Source organism: Variovorax sp. P4_D9, assembly GCF_056401695.1.
In genome coordinates this window covers 1-731 of the sequence record NZ_JBFUIU010001669.1, presented here as the reverse complement: position 1 = coordinate 731, position 731 = coordinate 1, and the positions used below count along the sequence as shown (strand labels likewise).

The following is a 731-nucleotide window of genomic DNA, read 5'->3' as shown; positions in this document are numbered from 1 at the left end:
AAAGACGCGTGCGCAGGCAGTCAGCACCCAGTCCGCCTGGCCTTGTGTGGGCTGAGCTATGGCATCTGGCAGCGACGGCTGCGCCGCTTCATGCTTCGCGTTCTTCAATCCAATGCGTTTGAGGACCATAGAGCCTGGTTCGCCACGCTACGGCTTGGGCGAGCCAAAAGACACGGCCCGGGACCCATAGCTGATCGCGTTGATCAGCTGGCACGTCGTGGACGACTTCATCGGAGTGCCGCAATCTCGACTCGATGCGTTTCGCAAGATCTTTTGCAACTCGATTCTCCGCGTTTCAAGAGAGACATTAACCGCTGGTTACCAATTGGACGAACAGTCGAGCCAATGTCTTACATATCCGGCCGCTTCACCATAGGACAACAGCTCTAAATGTGAAACCTTCCCATAAAAAAACTTCGAGAGCGACATGTTGAATAGCCCGCGCACCCAGACCTTCACGAGCATGGAAACTGGCCGAACGACGCCGAGTGCGCGAAGCAGGGGAAGCGCATCCCGAAGCTCGCCGGTGATTGCCGAGATGAGCGCACGCAGGGCCTGGACCGCGGCTGTGAACCTGCGAAAAGCGATCCACCTGCGAATCGTCGCCGCGTATCGCAGCCAACTCGAAGGCCTCGGGCCGGGGCCGTCGGACGTGGATCTGCGACTGTTCGCCAGGATTGCCATCGCGGAAGAGAGGCTCCGGCGGGTCCTCGAGCGGGCGAAGGTGCATC

The 731-nt window shown here is 59.5% G+C and carries 1 protein-coding gene; it reads left to right on the top strand.

The window, feature by feature from the left end; genetic code table 11:
* Positions 1-526: 526 nt before the first annotated feature.
* A partial coding sequence (locus AC1DY5_RS57670) for a hypothetical protein (protein WP_478121717.1) occupies positions 527-731 on the top strand: 205 nt, incomplete at its 3' end.